This is a genomic window from Cellulophaga sp. (assembly GCF_039943695.1).
Classification (GTDB): domain Bacteria; phylum Bacteroidota; class Bacteroidia; order Flavobacteriales; family Flavobacteriaceae; genus Cellulophaga.
Map to the genome: position 1 here is coordinate 14,698 of NZ_JBDVAA010000210.1, position 15,984 is coordinate 30,681.

The 15,984-nt window shown below is 32.5% G+C and carries 15 protein-coding genes and 2 tRNA genes; 12 read left to right on the forward strand and 5 right to left on the reverse strand.

Features of this window, described 5'->3' with window-relative positions; genetic code table 11:
- Window positions 1–14 precede the first annotated feature (14 nt).
- Genes ABJD66_RS15040 through tgt form a run of 3 tightly spaced genes read right to left on the reverse strand, consistent with a single transcriptional unit; the run spans window position 15 to window position 3,129 of the window.
- The gene (locus ABJD66_RS15040) at window positions 15–929 is read right to left on the reverse strand and encodes an EamA family transporter (RefSeq protein WP_348133139.1); all 915 of its coding nucleotides are present in this window, start codon (window positions 927–929) and stop codon (window positions 15–17) included.
- Entirely contained in the window at window positions 916–1,995 is a 1,080-nt protein-coding gene (locus tag ABJD66_RS15045; protein ID WP_100895256.1) for an LptF/LptG family permease, read from the reverse strand. Before ABJD66_RS15045 ends, ABJD66_RS15040 begins: the two co-directional genes overlap by 14 nt.
- 3 nt (window positions 1,996–1,998) lie before the next feature.
- Entirely contained in the window at window positions 1,999–3,129 is a 1,131-nt protein-coding gene (gene tgt / locus ABJD66_RS15050) for a tRNA guanosine(34) transglycosylase Tgt (protein WP_100895255.1), read from the reverse strand.
- Window positions 3,130–3,299: 170 nt separating this feature from the next.
- Between tgt and ABJD66_RS15055 the strand changes: the two genes are divergently transcribed.
- The 3 genes from ABJD66_RS15055 to ABJD66_RS15065 all read left to right on the forward strand — a co-directional run bounded on the left by ABJD66_RS15055 (window position 3,300) and on the right by ABJD66_RS15065 (window position 5,837).
- On the forward strand, window positions 3,300–4,145 hold the full coding sequence (locus ABJD66_RS15055; RefSeq protein ID WP_303545598.1) for a transketolase: 846 nt from the start codon (window positions 3,300–3,302) through the stop codon (window positions 4,143–4,145).
- 48 nt (window positions 4,146–4,193) lie between these two features.
- Entirely contained in the window at window positions 4,194–5,147 is a 954-nt protein-coding gene (locus ABJD66_RS15060) for a transketolase family protein (RefSeq protein ID WP_100895253.1), read from the forward strand.
- 105 nt (window positions 5,148–5,252) lie between these two features.
- Window positions 5,253–5,837 carry an outer membrane beta-barrel protein gene (locus ABJD66_RS15065; RefSeq protein WP_100895252.1) on the forward strand — a complete coding sequence of 195 codons (585 nt, stop codon included), beginning with the start codon at window positions 5,253–5,255 and terminating at the stop codon, window positions 5,835–5,837.
- A 99-nt stretch (window positions 5,838–5,936) separates the two neighbouring features.
- On the opposite strand, the gene ABJD66_RS15070 is transcribed toward ABJD66_RS15065, so the two are convergent.
- Entirely contained in the window at window positions 5,937–6,932 is a 996-nt protein-coding gene (locus tag ABJD66_RS15070; protein WP_348133146.1) for a hypothetical protein, read from the reverse strand.
- 78 nt (window positions 6,933–7,010) lie between these two features.
- Here ABJD66_RS15070 and ABJD66_RS15075 point away from each other — a divergent pair, with 78 nt between their 5' ends.
- Window positions 7,011–7,394: an RNA-binding S4 domain-containing protein gene (locus ABJD66_RS15075; RefSeq protein ID WP_100895250.1), complete on the forward strand. Its 384-nt coding sequence runs from the start codon at window positions 7,011–7,013 to the stop codon at window positions 7,392–7,394.
- A 48-nt stretch (window positions 7,395–7,442) separates the two neighbouring features.
- Window positions 7,443–7,940: a phosphoribosyltransferase family protein gene (locus ABJD66_RS15080; protein WP_303545591.1), complete on the forward strand. Its 498-nt coding sequence runs from the start codon at window positions 7,443–7,445 to the stop codon at window positions 7,938–7,940.
- Here ABJD66_RS15080 and ABJD66_RS15085 read toward each other — a convergent pair.
- Window positions 7,932–8,447, reverse strand: coding sequence for a shikimate kinase (locus tag ABJD66_RS15085; protein WP_100895248.1), 516 nt, complete (start codon window positions 8,445–8,447; stop codon window positions 7,932–7,934). The two genes, ABJD66_RS15080 and ABJD66_RS15085, sit on opposite strands and share 9 nt — an antisense overlap.
- 140 nt (window positions 8,448–8,587) lie before the next feature.
- On the opposite strand from ABJD66_RS15085, the gene ABJD66_RS15090 reads away from it, so the two are divergent.
- The 7 genes from ABJD66_RS15090 (at window position 8,588) to ABJD66_RS15120 (ending at window position 15,982) form a co-directional block, all read left to right on the forward strand.
- Window positions 8,588–8,660: transfer RNA gene (locus ABJD66_RS15090), tRNA-Lys, on the forward strand.
- A gap of 197 nt (window positions 8,661–8,857) precedes the next feature.
- Window positions 8,858–8,930: transfer RNA gene (locus ABJD66_RS15095), tRNA-Lys, on the forward strand.
- Between the two features lie 386 nt (window positions 8,931–9,316).
- Entirely contained in the window at window positions 9,317–11,848 is a 2,532-nt protein-coding gene (locus tag ABJD66_RS15100) for a glycoside hydrolase family 2 TIM barrel-domain containing protein (protein WP_348133150.1), read from the forward strand.
- Window positions 11,849–11,852: 4 nt separating this feature from the next.
- Complete coding sequence (locus tag ABJD66_RS15105) at window positions 11,853–13,079, forward strand: family 43 glycosylhydrolase (RefSeq protein ID WP_348133153.1); 1,227 nt, start codon at window positions 11,853–11,855, stop codon at window positions 13,077–13,079.
- Between the two features lie 112 nt (window positions 13,080–13,191).
- Window positions 13,192–13,983: an IclR family transcriptional regulator gene (locus ABJD66_RS15110; protein WP_348133156.1), complete on the forward strand. Its 792-nt coding sequence runs from the start codon at window positions 13,192–13,194 to the stop codon at window positions 13,981–13,983.
- A gap of 195 nt (window positions 13,984–14,178) precedes the next feature.
- The gene (locus ABJD66_RS15115; RefSeq protein WP_100895244.1) at window positions 14,179–15,195 is read left to right on the forward strand and encodes an alcohol dehydrogenase catalytic domain-containing protein; all 1,017 of its coding nucleotides are present in this window, start codon (window positions 14,179–14,181) and stop codon (window positions 15,193–15,195) included.
- A gap of 16 nt (window positions 15,196–15,211) precedes the next feature.
- The gene (locus tag ABJD66_RS15120; protein WP_348133160.1) at window positions 15,212–15,982 is read left to right on the forward strand and encodes an SDR family NAD(P)-dependent oxidoreductase; all 771 of its coding nucleotides are present in this window, start codon (window positions 15,212–15,214) and stop codon (window positions 15,980–15,982) included.
- The last annotated feature ends 2 nt before the right edge of the window (window positions 15,983–15,984 follow it).

Consider the following 15,984-nt stretch of genomic DNA (forward strand, 5'->3'; position numbering starts at 1 on the left):
ATAACCTTAAAAAGTTAAACAACTACTTGCTTGTTAGCGGCTTTTAAATTCTTTTTGGCCGTTCTATTTTTTAAAATACCATTTGCAATTACTGTTATTAAAATAATAAATGCTCCTAAATAAAACATAGGGTCCATTTTTTCACTATCTCCAAAAATTATAAACGCCAATAAAATACCGTAAACAGGCTCTAGGTTTGTAGTTAGCATTACAGTGTACGGACTTAAAAATTTCATTATTTTAACCGATGCAATAAATGCGTAAGCTGTACAAAATGATGCAAGTATTAGAATGTAAATCCAATCTGATGTTGATAGTTTAAAACTTACTTGTTCTAAATTACCTTGAAAAAGCATATAAATTGATAAAAACACTACACCTGCTCCAAGTTCATAAAAAGAAATAATTGAAGGTTTGTGCTCTTTAATAAGCTTACCATTCATTAAAGAAAAAACTGTGGCTAAAAATGCAGAAATTAATGCCAGTATAATACCTTCTTTATATGATGCATCAATATTAAATATTAAGCCTAAACCTCCAATAACCACAAGTCCAAAAACAATCTCATACCAAATAACTTTACGTTTATACCAAATTGGTTCTAAAATAGCTGCAAAAAATGCCCCAGAAGAAATTGTTGCTAATGTTACTGATACATTAGAGACTTTTATAGAGGAAAAAAAAGTTACCCAATGCAAGGCTATTATTACACCAGTACCAAGCAGTAACAATAATGTTTTGCGACTAACTTTTAATCTGTTTTTACGTACCAATATAAATAGCAGCACAAAAATAGCTGCAAAAAACATACGATACCAAACTAATGGTAGCGCGCCTATAGTTATTAATTTACCTAATACAGCTGTAAAGCCCCAAACAAACACAATAAAGTGTAAGTGTAGATAGTTTTTAAATTTATCGCTTAGCATTTTTTAACAAGAATAAGCCAATGATTGCAAATATTGCATTAGGTATTATGATAGCTATTAAGGGTGACAAACCTGCTTTTTCTGCAAGAATAGCAAAAACTCTATCAAAAAATATGTAAACAAAGGCAATTACAATTCCAAATGCTAAATTTAGCCCCATACCCCCTCTACGCTTTATTGAAGAAACAGATACTGCTATTAGAGTTAGTATAAAAGCACTTACAGGTAATGCCCAACGCTTATACTTAGCCATTACATATGTATTTATGTTTGATGCTCCTTTTTTACGCTGATCTTCAATAAACTCGTTTAGCTCAAAAATATTTTTAGTTTCAGCTACGTAACTAACAGGAGTTAAATCATCTATTTTAAAATTAAAAATAGTATCTAGTCTACTCTGCTTTTCAACCACTTCTATATCTTCTTTTAATACTCTAGATGTAAAACCTGTTAATCTATAAACAGTGTCTTTTGGTATCCATCTAATACTAGAAGCTGTAAGCTTATATGCTAATTTATCATCATCATTAAAATGTTCTAACACAAAATTGCTCCCTAACTGTCTGTTTGGGTCAAAATTACTAATGTAAAGAAATTCGTTTTCGTTTAATTGATTATAAATATTACTGGTCTCCTGAAACTTTTTACCTTTTTTTAAGTACTTAAATATAAACTCATGATAATCTAAACTGGCTTTGGGGACAATAAACATTGCCATTACAAACATTAGTACAGCAATAATGGTAGCACCCATAAAATAAGGCCTTAAAAACCTACCAAAAGAAACTCCTGAGCTTAATATTGCGACAATTTCTGTATTTGAGGCGAGTTTAGATGTAAAAAAGATGATAGATAAAAACAAAAATATAGGAAATAATAAGCTACCTATATAAATAATAAAGTTCATATAATACTTTAAAATCTCTATAGTTGGTGCCTCATTACGTACCATTTTAGCTATTTTTTCTGCCAAATCTAGCATTACACCTATTGGTACAAATAACAGTAGCATTACCGCAAAGGTAAGCAGGTAACGTTTTAATATGTATTTATCTAATATACTCAACTATTACAATCTTTTATCCATTTGTTTTACCATCATATTTTTCCATTCGGTAAAATCTCCGGCAATAATATGCTTTCTAGCTTCACGAGTCAACCATAAATAAAAACCTAAATTATGTATGGTAGCAATTTGCTTACCTAAATACTCATTAGCAGCAAATAAATGACGTAAATAAGCTTTAGTATACTCTGTGTCTACAAATGTAATTCCCATTTCATCAATAGGAGAAAAATCTGCTTCCCACTTTTTATTTTTAATATTAATAGTACCGTGTGCTGTAAATAACATACCGTTACGCGCATTACGCGTTGGCATTACACAGTCAAACATATCTACACCTAAAGCAATATTCTCTAAAATATTAATTGGTGTACCAACACCCATTAAATATCTTGGTTTTTCTTCTGGTAAAATATCGCAAACAACCTCTGTCATTGCATACATTTCTTCTGCTGGTTCACCTACAGACAAGCCGCCAATAGCATTACCTTCTGCACCTGCGTTTGCAATATACTCTGCAGATTGTTTACGTAAATCCTTATACGTAGAACCTTGTACAATAGGAAAAAATGTTTGTTCGTATCCGTATTTAAAAGGTAATTTTTCTAAGTGATTCATACAACGGTCTAACCAACGGTGCGTCATATGCATAGAGCGCTTTGCATAATTATAATCGCAAGGGTAAGGTGTACACTCATCAAAAGCCATAATAATATCTGCGCCAATGGTACGCTGAATTTCCATTACGTTTTCTGGAGTAAAAAAGTGGTAAGAACCATCTATATGAGATTTAAACTTAACACCTTCTTCTTTTATTTTTCTATTAGCAGATAAAGAATAAACTTGGTAACCACCACTATCTGTTAAAATATTACGATCCCAACCCATAAACTTGTGCAAACCACCAGCAGCTTCAAGTATATCTAATTTAGGACGCAAATACAAATGGTATGTATTTCCTAAAATAATATCTGGATTTATTTCTTCTTTTAATTCTCTCTGATGAACCCCTTTAACAGAAGCTACTGTACCAACTGGCATAAAAATAGGTGTTTCTATAACACCGTGATCTGTTACCATTGTAGCTGCACGTGCTTTACTCTGCGGGTCTTTTTTTTCTAATGTAAATTTCAAAAACTATAGTATTTATAACCGCAAATATAATCAACTCATCTACAAAAAATTGCCAACAAAAAAATAAAGTTCTGTATTAATTATAAAGTAGTTAATAAATTATAATAACTAGCCTTGTACACGCAAAAGATAGAGCTTATTTTTACACGCGAATTAACACAACATATAAAATGCCAAGACTGGAAGAATTACAAGATTTGACCACGCAAGTGAGAAGGGATATTTTAAGAATGGTGCACAAAGTAAACTCTGGCCACCCAGGTGGTTCTTTAGGTTGTGCAGAATTTTTTGTAGCCCTGTACAATGAATTAATGGAACTAAACGAAGGATTTGACATGGATGGTAAAGGTGAAGACCTTTTCTTTTTATCTAACGGTCATATTTCTCCTGTTTACTATAGTGTATTAGCACGTAGCGGGTATTTTCCTGTAGACGAGCTTAACACTTTTAGACTAATTAATTCTAGACTACAAGGACACCCAACTACACATGAAGGTTTACCTGGTGTGCGTATAGCATCTGGATCATTAGGACAAGGAATGTCTGTAGCTATTGGTGCAGCACTTGCTAAAAAACTAAACAAAGACAGCAACATTGTGTATAGTTTACACGGTGATGGTGAGTTACAAGAAGGTCAAAATTGGGAAGCTATGATGTATGCTTCTGCCAATAAAGTTGATAATTTAATTTCTACTATAGATTTAAATGGTCAACAAATTGATGGTTCTACTGACACTGTATTAAATATGGGTAGCATTAGAGCTAAATTTGAAGCTTTTGGATGGGATGTTTTAGATGTTAAAGAAGGTAACAACCTTGAAGCTGTAATAGCTGGTCTTAAAAAGGCGAAGTCTATGACAGGTAATGGCAAACCAATTTGTGTTTTATTACACACAGTTATGGGTAATGGTGTAGATTTTATGATGCACACACACGCATGGCATGGTAAAGCTCCTAGTGATGAACAACTAGAGACTGCACTAGCACAAAATCCTGAAACTTTAGGAGACTACTAATAAAAATTAAATCTACCTTCTCTTACACAGAGAAAAATCATAAAGGATATGAAAAAATACATAGATCAAGGAAAAAACGATACTAGAAGTGGTTTTGGTGCAGGTTTAGCAGAATTAGGAAGAACAAATCCTAATGTTGTTGCATTATGTGCAGATTTAATTGGTTCTCTTAAAATGGATAAATTTATAGAAGAAAATCCAGAGAGATTCTTTCAAATAGGTATTGCTGAAGCTAATATGATGGGTATTGCTGCAGGTTTAACTATTGGAGGTAAAATACCTTTTACAGGTACTTTTGCAAACTTTTCTACAGGAAGAGTTTATGACCAAATACGCCAATCTATAGCTTATTCTGGTAAAAATGTAAAAGTTTGTGCTTCTCACGCTGGTGTTACTCTAGGTGAAGATGGTGCTACACACCAAATATTAGAAGACATAGGATTAATGAAAATGTTACCAGGAATGGTAGTTATTAACCCTTGTGATTATAACCAAACAAAAGCAGCAACCATTGCAATTGCAGAATATGAAGGCCCAGTTTATTTACGTTTTGGAAGACCAAAAGTAGCTAACTTTACTCCTGTAGATCAAAAATTTGAAATAGGTAAAGCTTTACACTTAACAGAAGGTACAGATGTTACTATTGTTGCTACAGGCCACTTAGTTTGGGAAGCTCTAGTAGCTGCCGAAAACTTAGAAAGCCAAGGTATTTCTGCAGAAGTTATAAATATGCACACAATAAAACCTTTAGATGCTAACGCAATTATTAACTCTGTTAAAAAAACAGGTTGTATTGTAACTGCAGAAGAACATAATGTTTTAGGTGGTTTAGGAGAAAGTGTTGCTCGTGTTTTAGCAACTAGCCAACCAACTCCGCAAGAATTTATTGGTACTAACGATACTTTTGGAGAAAGTGGTACTCCTGCACAATTAATGGAAAAATACGGTTTAGACAATAAAGCTATAGAAAAAGCCGTTTTAAAAGTTATAGAACGCAAGTAAGGAAATGGTATCGTTTTTGATACTTAACTTACATATTAATTAATAACATATTGAGAGTGATTGTTTTTTTACAGTCGCTCTCTTTTTGTTTAAAACACTTTTAAAATGAAAAAAACACTTTTAGTAATTACAATGGCTTTGGCAAGTTTAACAACTTTTGCCCAAACTGATGCAAGTTTTGGTATTAAAGGAGGTTTAAACTATGGTGGTAACGGAGATTATTATGACTCTGCAAAAGATGCATATAATGATCCTGACAAAAATGTAGGTTTTCACTTTGGTATTTTTGCACAAACTGGTGGCAACTTGTATTTAAGACCAGAATTAGTGTACACATCTTTAAAATCTGGGTATGCTGAAGATTTTAAAATGCAAAAACTAGATTTACCAGTTTTAGTTGGAGCAAAAGTTATTGGCCCTGTAAACGTATTTGCAGGTCCTGCTTTCCAGTATATTTTAGATACAGATTATGATGGTATAACTATTGGCGATGTAGATAACGACTTTACCGTAGGTCTTAACGTAGGCGTAGGTGTTAACCTAGGTAATTTAGGAGTTGACGTAAGGTATGAAAGAGGATTTAGTGATAATGAAGTTTCTATACTAAACTCCAACAACTTAATTAATGGAGGAGACAGAATAGACACCAGACCAGATCAACTCATATTAAGTTTATCTTTAAAACTATAACAGTATTTTATTTTAAAGAACTTAATTAAAATTATAAAAGCCCTAGAAATTAATTTCTAGGGCTTTTTAATTTTACTATACTAAATAGTGTTAATACTGTTAGTTATTTGGATCCAAATAGTTTGGCACACCATCACCATCAGTATCTGGGTAAGGTAAAATAATATTACCATCTTCATCACTAATTTCATCTCTAGTTAATATACCATCATTATCATCATCTGTATCTAAATAATCTGGTACAGTCGCTATTGATGTTGAACTGTTTTCTGATTTTAAATCTGTATTATCATCAAACAAATAACCATTTCCATTTAAATCTTCTAAATGAGTTGGTACACCATCATTATCATGATCTGCTTCATTTACTGCCATCAAATCAATTTTAAAAATCATAGGACTATAACTTGGTATATTTCCGTTTGGACCATTACCACTATAATAACCTAAGGCAGATGGAAATATAATAAGTCCAACACCATAATCTACAATTTCAAAAGTACCGTCTGCATTAACAACTGGATCCCCTCCTGCTTTTAAGTATTGCATTATTTCAGAAAACCCTCTAGCACTTTTTTGCAAAGAACCAAACGAAAGTGATCCAGGTGCTTTCAATCCTGCTGCATCAAACCATGTAGGAGAAGCTGAAGAAGCTCCAAAAACAGTATCATCCAATAACAAACCTTCATAACGGACATATACAGAATCTACACTAGTTGATTTAACCCCTAATCCTTGTCTTGCAACTAAATAGTAATATGTATGCTCTACCTCTTTACCAGAAGACAAACCTATTTCCTCAGAACGCACGGTTACCGTTTCAGTCTCCATCATATCTATCAACGGAGTTTTATCTGCATTGTCACCTTCAATTTTACCTAAAACAATTTTATAGTCAAAATCTGCTGGTGGACTTTGAAATTCTTCATAATTGTAAAAATGGGTCTCTAAGTATTCAACTATTGAGTCTTTATCTTGGTCTACTGTTTCACTCAAAGCCTTTGGTGGCTCAATCGTCACCCCATTATCATCGCTATTACAAGCCCAAAGTATTACGACAAGTAACGCAACTAAAAATATGTTCTTAAATTTCATCTATTCTAATTTATGAGTCGCAAGATACAATTTTCCCCTATTTTTGCAGAAGTAGTTAACAAAGAATTTAGAGTTAATATGAGGATAGACAAATATTTATGGTGCACACGCTATTTTAAAACAAGAAATATTGCTACTGAGGCCTGTAAAAAAGGACATATTAAAGTAAATGATAAAGTAGTTAAACCGTCTAGAGATGTTTTTCCTATGGATAAAATAACAGTACGCAAAAACCAAATTAATTACCAGTTTACTATTTTAGATGTGCCGCCAAACAGAGTTGGAGCAAAATTAGTAGATATGTACCGAAAAGATACTACACCTAAAGAAGCTTTTGAGCACTCTGACTTACTAAAATACTCTAAGGATTATTACAGAAAAAAGGGAACTGGAAGACCTACCAAAAAAGACCGTAGAGAAATAGACGATTATACAACCACAAATTCTACAGAAGAAGAATAACACTTAAAAAGTGTTTACTATCTTTGACTATATAAAACTAGAGCACAAATGCAGAACAAAATATTATCTCACAACCAAATTCAGCATAAAATAAAGCGTATAGCTTACCAAATATACGAAGCTAATGTTGAAGAGACAGAGATTATAATTGCCGGTATAGAAGGTGGCGGGCTCAAATTTGCAAAAAAACTTAGTGCTGTTTTAGAAGATATTACAACTGCAAAAATTACGCTTTGCACTGTAAAAATGAACAAAAAAAACCCATTAGAAAGTGGTGTCACTACATCTATCACAAAAGAAGAATACACAAACAAATCTGTTGTTTTAATAGATGATGTACTAAACTCTGGAACCACATTAATTTATGGTGTTTTTCATTTTTTAAAAGTACCATTACGCCAGCTTAAAACAGGAGTTTTAGTAAATAGAAATCACAAAAAATATCCTGTAAAGGCAGACTACAAAGGAATTTCTTTATCTACATCGTTACAAGAACATATAGAAGTAGAATTTAAAGATAATGATGATGCTGTTTACTTAAACTAGTTTCTCTACAATTTCATCTACTACTTTAAATGCCTCTTTCTGCTGTACTAAAATAGTATGGTGTGCTTTTGTGTAAAAGTAACTACGCTCAAACAAGTGCGTTCCTATAAACTCTGGTAACTCGTTTTCTGGGACATTGGCTATTAACGGTCTTTGTTCTTTTTCTTTTACTAACCTTTTTATTAATTCTGGGATAGGTACGTTAAGATAAAATACATTATTGGTATTACTAGTCATTACGTTAATGTTATCTCCATAACAAGGAGTTCCTCCTCCTGTAGAGAGTACAAAATCTTCTTTTGAGGCAAAAATCTCATTCAAACATACTATTTCTGCTTTCCTAAAAAATATTTCTCCTTTAGCAGTGAAAAGCTCAGAAATAGTCATTTCATATTTTTGTTCTATATAAGAATCTAAATCCAAAAAATTGATTTTCAAACGTTTGGAAAGCTCCTTCCCTATTGTAGATTTTCCACTCCCCATATAACCAATAAGTACTATCTGCATGTATCTTTTTTATACAAAGATGATCTATTTTATATCGAAATAAAAAAAATAGAATAAAATTTAAAAAAGTCCTTGTGAAATTAAATAAAGGTCATATATTTGCACCCGCAAACAGCAATATGCTGCTTCGCTGGAATAATGACCTGGTAGCTCAGTTGGTAGAGCATCTCCCTTTTAAGGAGAGGGTCCTGGGTTCGAGCCCCAGCCCGGTCACAAAAACCGAAAGTTTATACTTTCGGTTTTTTTTATGCTTTATTTTTAATATTATTTATTTTAATTTATTCTTTGTTAAGGGGTTACAAATTTTATTATATTTTAAATGTTTTTATACAAGAAAAACCCTTGCAGAATAAAATAAAGGTTATATATTTGCACCCGCAAACAGCAATACGCTGCTTCGCTGGAATAATGACCTGGTAGCTCAGTTGGTAGAGCATCTCCCTTTTAAGGAGAGGGTCCTGGGTTCGAGCCCCAGCCCGGTCACAAAGAGAAATCTTTACTTTAAACCTTGCAGATTTTTTCTGCAAGGTTTTTTTATTTTATAATAAATTGTTTTTCTACCATTTGCTTCCCAAGATATAACACACCTCTTTTACTCTAAATTTTAAGCTTCTGTTATTTTACTGTAAAAAAAATATTTTCTACTTAAAGTCTTCATTTTTTAAGTTGTTAAATTAATGTCTAGTCCAAATGTTTAAAAAGATAGAACGTATTGTGTGTTGTTCAGTTATTGTCTAGTCCTTATATATATTTTAGTATCAATATATATACATATTTGCATTATTGACTATACATTTTTCATTTTAGAATTGACACAAGTATAGCCTTACCATAACACCTAAAAGTTTTAGAATACAAACAATTGTAAAATGAAATACAAAATAGCTATTATTACTCTATTCTTAATTACAGCAATTAGCTGTAGTACACAAGAAACTGTAGTTCCAAAAAACGACTTTAATTTTGATTGGAATTTTAAACTTGAAGATTCTGTCTCAGGCATTAAAGATAACGATTGGCAAAAAATAAGATTACCACACGATTGGAGTATTTCTAATAAATTTGACTCTATAAAAGGTGAAGGCGCTACAGGTTATTTATTGGGTGGAATTGGATATTATGAGAAAAAATTTACTGCAAATTTAAATAGCAACCAAGTAGCATATATTGTTTTTGACGGTGTGTATAACAATGCAACTATTACATTAAACAACACCAAGTTAGGTTTTCACCCCTATGGTTACTCTCCCTTTTATTATGATATAACTGATGCTCTAAAAGAAAATGGAAAAGAAAATACTATAAACGTAAAAGTAGATAGGACTAGATACGCAGATAGTAGATGGTATACTGGCTCTGGAATATACAGAAATGTGAAGTTTATAACCAAAAACAAGTTACATATTCCTATTTGGGGATCTTTTATTACAACACCTAGCATAACTAGTGAACTAGCTACTGTTAACATACAAACAACTATAAATAACAAATACAACACTACAAAAACAGCAGAGCTAACCACAACTATTTATGACAAAAATGATATAGTTGTAAATACAGATACCAAAAAAATATCTGTAGCTAAAAATGCATTATTAAAAGACATAACTGCTATTACTGTTGATAACCCTAAGTTATGGGATACCAACAACCCTACTCTATATACTGCAATTACTACAATTAAGTTAGATGATGATGTAATTGACACTCAAAAAATAAAATTTGGAATACGTAGTATAAAGTTTGATGCTGATACAGGCTTTTATTTAAACGGAAAAAACAGAAAAATTAAAGGTGTTTGTTTACACCATGATGCTGGGCTTGTTGGTGCGGCTGTACCAAAAGGAGTTTGGAAAAGAAGATTGCAAGCATTAAAAGATATAGGTTGTAATGCTATTAGAATATCTCACAACCCTGCTTCTAATGAGTTTTTAGATTTATGCGATGAAATGGGATTTCTTGTACAAGATGAATTTTTTGATGAATGGGACAACCCAAAGGACAAGAGAAAAAATATGAACGAAAAAAGTGTTGACTATATTACAAGAGGCTATGTAGAACATTTTCAAGAATGGGCAGAAAAAGATTTAAAAAACACAGTTTTATCACACAGAAATCATCCATCAATTTTTCAATGGAGCATAGGAAATGAAATTGAATGGACATATCCAAGAAATGCAGAATCTACAGGCTTTTTTAATAATATGGATTGGAGTGGAAACTATTTTTGGTCACTACCACCTAACGATATTAACACCATAAAAGAAAAATTAAACACCCTACCTAAAGCTAAATATGATATTGGTGAAACAGCCAAAAAGCTAGCAAAATGGACTAAAGAGTTAGATACTACTAGATATGTAATTGCAAACAGCATTTTACCTTCTTCTAGTTATGAGTCTGGTTATGCAGATGCTTTAGATATTATCGGCTTTAGTTACCGTAGAGTAATATATGATTACGGACACAAAAACTATCCTAATTTACCTGTTATGGGAACAGAAAATTTAGGGCAATGGCATGAATGGAAAGCTGTAATGGAAAGACCTTTTATCTCTGGTACATTTTTATGGACAGGTATAGATTATATGGGGGAATCTAACAAAGGCTGGCCAAAAAAAGGTACCTCTAGTGGTCTGTTAGATTTAGCTGGCTTTAAAAAACCATCATACCATATGTTTAATACACTATGGAATAACAAACCAAATATTTACATTACTTCTCAAATTTTAGATAAATCTATTTACAAACTAGATGCCAACAGCAATCCTGTAGAAAAAAAAGAAGGCAAATGGAAAACTGCTTTATGGCAATGGCATAACGTAAATGAACACTGGAACTATAAAGAAAATGAAACTACAGTTGTAGAAGTATACTCTAACTGTGAAGAGGTTGAGCTTTATTTGAATGACAAATCATTAGGAATAAAAAAACTAAGTGATTTTGAAGATCATATATACAAATGGGCTGTTCCTTTTAAAAAAGGTACTTTAAAAGCAGTAGGGTTAAAAGCTGATAAAAAAGTAGAAACCAAAATAATTACAACATCAGAGCCTACTAGAATTAAACTAACTGCAGACAAAGAAGTATTAACAGCAGACGGTTATAGTGTTGCACACATTGTTGCGCAAATTGAAGATAAAGACGGAAACCCTATAAAATCAGAAGACAAGACTATAGATTTTAAAATTATTGGTGATACCAAATTACTTGGTGTAGATAATGGTAGTATAACCAATACACAGTATTTTAAAAATAATAAAATTAAAACCTATAGAGGAAAAGCCCTTTTAATTATTCAGTCTTTAAAAGACAAGACAAACCCAATTACAATTAAAGCAAACTCTGACACAATAAATAGCAACGAAATAAAAATTACTATAGAACCAAACAACAATTAATACTATGAACAGAAATAAAATATTATTATGTGCATTTACTTATTTACTTTTAATTACAGCATGTAAAAACAATACCAACACAAACAATAGCAGTGTTGCAAAGGAATCTAAAACAAAAATTACTCCAGAGCAAATTGATGAATTAGGTATTACAAATCCAGATTCACTAAGCAGTGCTACTAAAAGAGCATTAGAGTGGCCAGCAGATTTGGGTAACAATTGGTTTATACAGTTTTCTAACTTAAAACCTTTAAAAGGAGATTTAGCTTATGAAGAAGGTGTTGTACGTAGAGATCCTAGTGCTATTATTAAAGAAAATGGTAAATATTACGTTTGGTACAGTAAAAGTTTAGGCCCGTCTCAGGGTTTTGGTGGTGATATAGAAAATGAAAAAGTTTTTCCTTGGGATAGGTGTGATATTTGGTACGCTACGTCTGAAGATGGTGAAACTTGGAAAGAAGAAGGTGTTGCTGTAGCAAGAGGTGAAAAAGGTGCTTATGATGATAGATCTGTTTTTACTGTAGAAATAATGAAATATGAAGGCAAATATTATCTATGCTATCAAACTGTAAAATCGCCATACAATGTACGTGTAAAAAACCAAGTTGGCTTGGCTTGGTCAGATTCTCCTAATGGACCATGGACAAAAAGCAAAGAACCTATTCTTAGCCCAGCAGACAACGGTATTTGGAAAGGTGAAGAGCAAGACCGTTTTGCAGTAGAGAAAAAAGGTGACTTTGATAGTCATAAAGTACATGACCCTTGTATTTTACCATACAAAGGTAAATTTTACTTGTATTATAAAGGAGAACAAATGGGCGAAAAAATTACATTTGGCGGTAGACAAATACGCCATGGAGTTGCTATTGCAGACAACCCTTTAGGTCCTTATGTAAAATCGCCATACAACCCAATAAGTAATAGTGGTCATGAAATTTGTGTTTGGCCATATAATGGTGGTATTGCATCATTAATTACTACAGATGGTCCGGAGAAAAACACTATACAATGGGCTCCAGATGGTATTAATTTTGAAATTAAATCTGTTATTCCTGGCGTACCAGCACATGCAATAGGTTTAAACAGATCTGCAGACACAGAAAAAGATCCTACTGAAATTTTACGCTGGGGATTAACTCACATTTACAACAGTGGTGACTACCAAAGTATAATGAGCTTTACCTCTGCTAAAAAAACTTCGCACAAAGCAAAAGGTGTAAAATCTAAATAAGCAATACTATAAACTAAACACTAAAAAGGAACAGTTATACATTGTTCCTTTTTTTATTCTATTTGTAGTTGAATAAATAGTAGTAATTTTACGGTATATAAGTAGATGTCTTATGAGCAAACCTAAAGTAGATTTAAAATCAGAATACAATGTTCCTAATTTAGAAAAAGGATTATTGGTTATAGAAATATTAGCTACAAAAAAAGATGGTTTAACTCTTGCAGAAATTACAGAAGCTCTTGCTTTAACAAAAACTACTGCCTTTAGAGTAGTGAGCACGCTTATTTTTAAAAATTATCTTCAGAAAAACGAGACTACAAAAAAAATAACTTTATCTAGAAAAATGCTTACTCTAGGCATATCTGCAATGAATGAACAGAGCATTGTAGAGATGTCTATAGATGTTATGCGAGCCTTAAGAGACGAGCTAAAAGAATCTGTAATGCTAGGGGTTCTGTTAGACACCAAAGGAACAATTTTAGAACAAGTTTCATCTTCATATCCTGTTAAATTATTTGTAGAACCTGGCACGCAATTTAACCTGCACAGCTCGGTTGGAGGTAAATGTATTTTAGCTTTTTTACCCAAAGAAGAATCAGATAAAATTTTAAAAAAAACAACACTTACTAAGTACACAAAAAACACCATTACATCTAAAAAGGAGTTTAAAGAAACATTAGCATTGGTAAAACAAAATGGTTATGCTATAGATAATGGTGAAGATATACAAGGTATACACTGTATAGGCGCACCAATATTTAATGAGTCTGGTTACCCAGTAGCTGCGCTTTGGATAACAGCTCCACATGGTAGATTACCTCATGAAGATTTTCATAAAAAAGGGCAAATTGTAGCAAAATATGCCTTAGATATTTCTGTAAAACTTGGTTTTATTTCTCAGTAAAAGCAAGCTTTATAATACAATACATAAATTGCACACATAATCTACAAGCCCTTATTTAATAAAGGGTTTACCCCTACACTACTATATTTTAACACATTACACTTAATTTAAGTTTATATAGATAGTTTATATCTTATAAAAAAATGTATATTTGTTTCAAATATGAAACTAGTTTACTATTTGAAACTTAAATAAATGATAGCAACACAATACAAGGGCAATAAAACTTTTGCCATAATTGATAAAAAAATTGAAGAACCTACTGAAGATGAAGTACGTATTAAAGTAGCCTACTCTGGTGTTTGCGGTACCGACGTGCACATTTACCACGGTATGATGGATAAAAGAGTTTCAATACCACAAACAATTGGTCATGAAATGTCTGGCGTTATTGATGCTGTTGGTAAAAATGTAACCGATTACAAAGTAGGGGAAAAAATTGTTGTTAGGCCTTTAGATGACAGAAAAGTTAAAGCTTCTGATAAGGGATTTAACCACATCTGTGAAGATTTAAAATTTATAGGTATAGACAGTCCTGGATCTATGCAACAGTATTGGAATGTTCCCACATTTGTACTTCATAAATTAAAACCAGAAACAGATTTAAAACTAGCTGCTTTAATTGAACCACTATCTGTAGCAACACATGATGTACGTAGAAGCGGACTTATAAAAGGTGAAACTGCTGTTGTTTTAGGAGGTGGACCAATAGGTATGTTGGTTGCTATGGTTGCTAAAGAAGTTGGTGCACAAGTAATAATTTCTGAGGTTAACCCTACCAGAATTAAGATGGCTAAAGACCTAGGTTTTGATGCTGTAAACCCTACTGAGGTTGATTTAGTAGAATACGTTAAAAGCAAAACTGATGATAAAAGAGCAGACGTAGTTTTTGAAGTAGCTGGTGTACAACCTGCTTTAGATATTATGTGTGAGGTTGCTGGTATTAGAGGTAGAATTTTAATGGTTGCTATACACGGAGATAAAAAGCCTGTAGATCTTTTTAAATTTTTCTGGAAAGAACTAAGCTTAATTGGAGCTAGAGTTTACGAAAAAGAAGATTATGAAAAATCTATTGCATTAATAACAGAAAACAAACTGCCTTTTGAGGCAATGATTACAGACGTACAGCCATTAAGTAAAATTCAGGATGTATTTGAAAATATAGATAAAAATCCTTCTGGGATGAAAGTATTAATGGATTGTAGTTTATAATTTAAGAAATAAGAAAATGAGTGTTTTAGATACATTTAAATTAGAAGGTAAAACAGCTTTAGTTACAGGTTGTAAAAGAGGAATTGGTAAAGCAATGGCTATTGGCTTAGCAGAAGCTGGCGCAAACATTATTGGTGTTTCGGCTAGTTTAGAGTTAACGGGCAGTAGCGTGGCTAAAGAAGTAGAAGCTAAAGGCAAAAAGTTTAGCGCATACCAATGCGATTTCTCTGATAGAAAAGCATTATACACATTTATAAATCAGGTAAAAAAAGATCATCCACAAATAGATATTCTAATAAACAATGCTGGTACAATTTTAAGAGCTCCGGCCGCAGAGCATCCAGATGAAATGTGGGATAAAGTAATTGAAGTTAACCAAAATGCACAATTTATACTTACTAGAGAAATTGGTAAAGAAATGGTTGCTAGAGGTAACGGAAAAATTGTTTTTACAGCATCATTATTAACATACCAAGGTGGTATTACAGTTCCTGGCTATGCTGCTAGTAAAGGCGCTATTGGCCAGTTAACTATGGCATTTGCTAATGAATGGGCTGGTAAAGGCGTAAATGTAAACGCCATTGCTCCTGGTTACATTGCCACAGATAACACTGAAGCTTTACGTAATAATCCAGAAAGAGCAGAATCTATTTTAGCAAGGATACCTGCAGGAAGATGGGGTAAACCAGAAGATTTTGCTGGTCCTGTGGTCTTTTTAGCATCTGAAGCTGCAAATTATATGAGTGGTTCTATCGTCTTAGTAGATGGCGGATGGATGGGTAGATAATT

Excerpts from the sequence above, each read along its gene's own strand:
- ABJD66_RS15040 (WP_348133139.1), bottom strand. The coding sequence starts at position 929 with ATGCTAAGCGATAAATTTAAAAACTATCTACACTTACACTTTATTGTG.
- ABJD66_RS15055 (WP_303545598.1), top strand. The coding sequence starts at position 3,300 with ATGCCAAGACTGGAAGAATTACAAGATTTGACCACGCAAGTGAGAAGG.
- ABJD66_RS15060 (WP_100895253.1), top strand. The coding sequence starts at position 4,194 with ATGAAAAAATACATAGATCAAGGAAAAAACGATACTAGAAGTGGTTTT.
- ABJD66_RS15065 (WP_100895252.1), top strand. The coding sequence starts at position 5,253 with ATGAAAAAAACACTTTTAGTAATTACAATGGCTTTGGCAAGTTTAACA.
- ABJD66_RS15070 (WP_348133146.1), bottom strand. The coding sequence starts at position 6,932 with ATGAAATTTAAGAACATATTTTTAGTTGCGTTACTTGTCGTAATACTT.
- ABJD66_RS15075 (WP_100895250.1), top strand. The coding sequence starts at position 7,011 with ATGAGGATAGACAAATATTTATGGTGCACACGCTATTTTAAAACAAGA.
- ABJD66_RS15080 (WP_303545591.1), top strand. The coding sequence starts at position 7,443 with ATGCAGAACAAAATATTATCTCACAACCAAATTCAGCATAAAATAAAG.
- ABJD66_RS15085 (WP_100895248.1), bottom strand. The coding sequence starts at position 8,447 with ATGCAGATAGTACTTATTGGTTATATGGGGAGTGGAAAATCTACAATA.
- ABJD66_RS15100 (WP_348133150.1), top strand. The coding sequence starts at position 9,317 with ATGAAATACAAAATAGCTATTATTACTCTATTCTTAATTACAGCAATT.
- ABJD66_RS15105 (WP_348133153.1), top strand. The coding sequence starts at position 11,853 with ATGAACAGAAATAAAATATTATTATGTGCATTTACTTATTTACTTTTA.
- ABJD66_RS15110 (WP_348133156.1), top strand. The coding sequence starts at position 13,192 with ATGAGCAAACCTAAAGTAGATTTAAAATCAGAATACAATGTTCCTAAT.
- ABJD66_RS15115 (WP_100895244.1), top strand. The coding sequence starts at position 14,179 with ATGATAGCAACACAATACAAGGGCAATAAAACTTTTGCCATAATTGAT.
- ABJD66_RS15120 (WP_348133160.1), top strand. The coding sequence starts at position 15,212 with ATGAGTGTTTTAGATACATTTAAATTAGAAGGTAAAACAGCTTTAGTT.